The sequence below is a fragment of the Streptomyces sp. NPDC060198 genome, from assembly GCF_042728415.1.
Taxonomy (GTDB): Bacteria; Actinomycetota; Actinomycetes; order Streptomycetales; family Streptomycetaceae; genus Streptomyces.
On sequence record NZ_JBHWZJ010000515.1, the window covers coordinates 1 to 4,022 of the forward strand.

General features: G+C 73.9%; 3 protein-coding genes. All 3 read right to left on the bottom strand.

The window, feature by feature from the left end:
• Positions 1–32 precede the first annotated feature (32 nt).
• Positions 33–926: a hypothetical protein gene (locus tag ACFWEP_RS32660; RefSeq protein WP_387375622.1), complete on the bottom strand. Its 894-nt coding sequence runs from the start codon at positions 924–926 to the stop codon at positions 33–35.
• Complete coding sequence (locus ACFWEP_RS32665; RefSeq protein ID WP_387375623.1) at positions 926–2,194, bottom strand: VWA domain-containing protein; 1,269 nt, start codon at positions 2,192–2,194, stop codon at positions 926–928. Before ACFWEP_RS32665 ends, ACFWEP_RS32660 begins: the two co-directional genes overlap by 1 nt.
• 101 nt (positions 2,195–2,295) lie before the next feature.
• Complete coding sequence (gene xylB / locus ACFWEP_RS32670; RefSeq protein ID WP_387375625.1) at positions 2,296–3,786, bottom strand: xylulokinase; 1,491 nt, start codon at positions 3,784–3,786, stop codon at positions 2,296–2,298.
• Positions 3,787–4,022: the final 236 nt, after the last annotated feature.

Here is a 4,022-nt window from a genome sequence, read left to right on the forward strand (position 1 = left end):
GGACGGCGGCGCGGTGGTACCCGGCGTTCGGGTCAGACGCCCGGAGGTACGTGCGACGGGCGGCCACGGCCGCGCGTCAGGGTGTAGCCGAAGACGCCGGCCAGTGCGGCGAGCACCGCTCCGCCGGCGCTCCACAGCCAGCGCTGCGTCCACCAGCCCGAGGACCAGCCGTCCTCCGGCTCACTGCCGGCCACCACGACCGGTTCGTCCGTCGCACCGTCCGTGGGGGAGGCCGACGCGGCGGATCCGGCGGCGGCGCGTACGGCGGAGGACCCGGGCACCAGCGGCTCGGAGAGGGTGCCGTCCACGTCGTGCGCGCTGCCCGCGTCGATCGAGGTGGCCTCCACGCGGGCCCCGATGGGCTGGCCGAGGTCGGTGTCGGGCAGGTCCAGCACGGTGAGGCGCACGTAGTAGCTGCCGGGCAGCGGGTCGTTGGCCCACGGCTCCGACCAGGCGCGCACCGGGCGCAGCACGCAGTCGAGCTCGACCGTCGCCGCGTCGGCCGCCGCCTTGCGGGTCTGGTGGCCGTACATGCACGCCTGACGGCGGCGCAGGCCGTCGTAGACGTCGATCTGCCAGGTGGACGCCCCGTGCCGGAGCGACGCCTCGGGGAGGGTCACGGTGGCCCGTACGGTCGGCCGCTGTCCGGCGTCGGCCGGGAAGACCCAGTAGAGGTAGTCGCCGGTCGAGGCCTGTGCGGTGCCCGCCTGGTCCTGCTGGAGGGCGGTCGCGGTACGGAAGGTGGTGCCGGCCTCGGTGGGACCGGAGTCCGAGCCGTCCTCGCCGGGGCTCGCGGAGGCGGACGGGTCGTCGGCCAGGGCCGGGCCGGCGGAGGAGAACAGGGCGAGACCGGCGACCAGGGCGCCCGCGCTCGCGCGCAGTACCCGGTGGGTGCGGGTGGTCCGGGTACGGAGGGTCGTACGCATCAGTTGGTCCTCCAGACGGCGACGCGCCAGCGCGAGATCCAGCCGAACAGCAGCCCCGCCAGCAGACCGGCGAGCAGCATCAGGCCGAGGAACCACCAGCCACGGCCGAGGCCGAAGGCCGCGGCGTCCGCCGCGTCGTCGGGGGAGTCCACCACGTCGATGGTCAGCTCGACCGGCATGCCGGGGCCGGTCTTCGCGGTAGTGGGCGAGGAGAAGGAGTCGCTGAGCTGGAGGCAGACGGCCTCGGCGGTCTCGGCGTCGTCGTCGTCCGCTTCGGCCTTGGGGTAGCGCAGCCCGGTGGAGATGGCGTCGGTGCGGCCGGTGCCCGACTCGGAGCCACGGACGATCTCCCGCCCGTGCGTGGTGACCGCGCGCAGCAGGACGCCGTAGTCAGGGTTGACGGCCCGGTCGGCCGAGACGCTGACGGAGGCCCGCAGTTCCTGGCCGGGCAGGACGTTCACCCGGTACCAGCGGTGCTCGCCCGGCTTCGCGCGGTCGGTGTACAGCCCGGCGGTGAGCTCGGGGGCCTTGGCGCAGCTCGCGGCGCCCTCGGTCGCCACCGGGGTGACGACGGGTTCGGCGGCCCGGTCCACCAGCTGGGTGACCCGGTGGGACAGGTCCTCCTTGTGCTGGACGGCCGTGTACGTACCACCGGTGGCCTCGGCGATGCAGGTGAGCTGCTGCCGGATCTTCGCATTGGGCACCAGGCCCAGGGTGTCGATCACGAGGTGCACCCCGCGGGCGGCGATGTCGCGCGCCACCTCGCACGGGTCGAGCGGGCCGCAGGTGTCCTCGCCGTCGGTGATCAGGACGATCCGCCGGGTGGACTCACCGCCGTCCAGGTCGTCGGCCGCGCCGAGCAGGGCCGGGCCGATCGGGGTCCAGCCGGTGGGCGAGAGGGTCGCGACGGCCGTCTTCGCCTCGGTGCGGTCCAGCGGGCCGACCGGGTACAGCTGCTTGGTGTCCTTGCAGCCGACCTGCCGGTCGTCGCCCGGGTAGTTCGCACCGAGCGTGCGTATGCCGAGCTGGACCTCCTCGGGTACGGCGTCCAGCACGTCGTTGAACGCCTGCTTGGCCGCGCTCATGCGTGACTCGCCGTCGATGTCACGGGTGCGCATGGACCCGCTGACGTCGAGGACCAGTTCGACCTTGGGCGAGGAGGCGGTGGGGGGTTCGTCGGCGGCGGCCGGCACGGCGGTGCCGATTCCGGCGGCCAGGGTGGCGAGCAGCAGGCCCACCCCGGTCGTCAGCCGTTTGGTTGTGATCATCGCCGGATCCTATTGAACATCGCTTCGCATCCCCAAACCCGCTGCGCGAAAGCGGGTTCGGGGATGCCCGGGGTGATCCGGTCGTGCTCCCGGAGGTGTCGTCAGCCGCCGAGAAGGGGTCCCGAGGCCCGGTCGAGTACCGAACCGATCCGCTCCCAGGCCGCCGTGTCCCGCTCGATTGCGTTGAGTTGACGGTCCGTACCCGCGGTGCCGCTGCGGTTCCACTCCGTGGCGAGGGCGACCGGGTCGCCGCCGCCGGCCGCCGAGGCGGCCAGCGCGGCTGCGCCGAGCGCGACCAACTCGCCGTTGGCGGGCAGCACCAGGGGGCGTCCCGAGAGCCGCCGGACGGTCTCGATCCAGGTGGTGCCCTGGGCGCCGCCGCCGATCAGGCGCAGCGGGCGGGCGGCGACCTCCGGGTCCACCGGGTCGAGCCCGCAGGCGCGGAGCAGTTCGTCCATGGCGTGCAGCACGGTGAACGCCGCGCCTTCGTAGGCGGCGCCCAGGAGTTGCTGCGGGGTGGTGTCGTGCCGCAGGCCGGTGAGCAGCCCGGCGGCGTGCGGCAGGTCGGGGGTGCGCTCGCCGTCGAGGTACGGGAGGAGTACCGCCTCGCCACCGGGTGACGCGTCGTCACGGTGCAGCCCGAGCAGGGCGGCCACCTTGTCCACGGCGAGGGTGCAGTTCAGGGTGCAGGCGAGCGGGAGGTACGTGCCGTCAGCCGCCGCGAAGCCGGCGAGCGCCGGGGAGGCGGGCCGGGTGCGCGATGCGGCGAAGACGGTGCCGGAGGTGCCGAGGCTGAGCACCGGGTGGTCGAGGAGTCCGGCCGCGCCGAGGCCGAGCCCGACGGCTGCGGCCATGTTGTCGCCGGTGCCGGCCGCGACGGCGATGCCGGCGGGCAGGCCGAGCGCCTCGGCCGCCTCGGCGGTCAGCGACCCGGCGCGGGTGCCGCCGGTGGGGGCGACCTCGGGCAGCAGCGCGGCGTCCAGGCCGAGCAGGGCGAGCAGTTCGGGGTCGTAGGCGCCGGTGGCGGTGGAGTACCAGCAGGTGCCGGAGGCGTCGCCCGGGTCGGTCACCGCGACGCCGGTGAGGCGTTCGGTGAGGAAGTCGTGCGGGAGCCGGACGCCCGCGGCGGCGTCCGCGCTCGCCGGATCGTTCTCGCGCAGCCACTGCCACTTGGAGGCGGTCATCGAGGCGACCGGCACCGACCCGGTGCGGGCCGTCCATGCCTCGGGGCCGCCGAGCGCGGCGGTGAGGGCGGTGGCCTGGGGGGCGGAGCGGGTGTCGTTCCAGAGCAGCGCGGGGCGCAGCGGCCGGCCGCTGCGGTCCAGCACCACGAGACCGTGCTGCTGCCCGGCGACCGCGATGCCCGTGACGGCCGAGGCGGGCAGCCCGGCCTCCTTCATTCCGGCGGCCACCGCGTCGCGCAGCGCCTGCCACCACACCTCGGGGTCGCTCTCGCGGGCTCCGCCCTCGCCGAGGACCACGTGCGGGGCGCGGCCCACGGCGAGGATCTCGCCGGTGACGGCATCGGTGACAGCTGCCTTGGTGGACTGGGTGGAACTGTCCACACCGATGACGACCGTGCGCGGCGGCATGGCTACCTCTTCTCGTGCTGCGGGATTTGCTTGCTCGGCTGACAAATTACGTGATCGGACGGGGTGCGAACAGGGGCGCGAAGACTTTTTGGTTCCCGAGGGTTTCGCATCGGGGCCGATGAGTGCCATATTAGTAATGGCACTGAACAAATTGGTCGGTCGGCAGAGCAGCCGTCCGGGCCCGTCGATCAAGAGGCAGACATGTCGGACCGCTTCACTCCCACTTCCGCTGACAA

Excerpts from the sequence above, each read along its gene's own strand:
- ACFWEP_RS32665 (WP_387375623.1), bottom strand. The coding sequence starts at position 2,194 with ATGATCACAACCAAACGGCTGACGACCGGGGTGGGCCTGCTGCTCGCC.
- ACFWEP_RS32660 (WP_387375622.1), bottom strand. The coding sequence starts at position 926 with ATGCGTACGACCCTCCGTACCCGGACCACCCGCACCCACCGGGTACTG.
- xylB (WP_387375625.1), bottom strand. The coding sequence starts at position 3,786 with ATGCCGCCGCGCACGGTCGTCATCGGTGTGGACAGTTCCACCCAGTCC.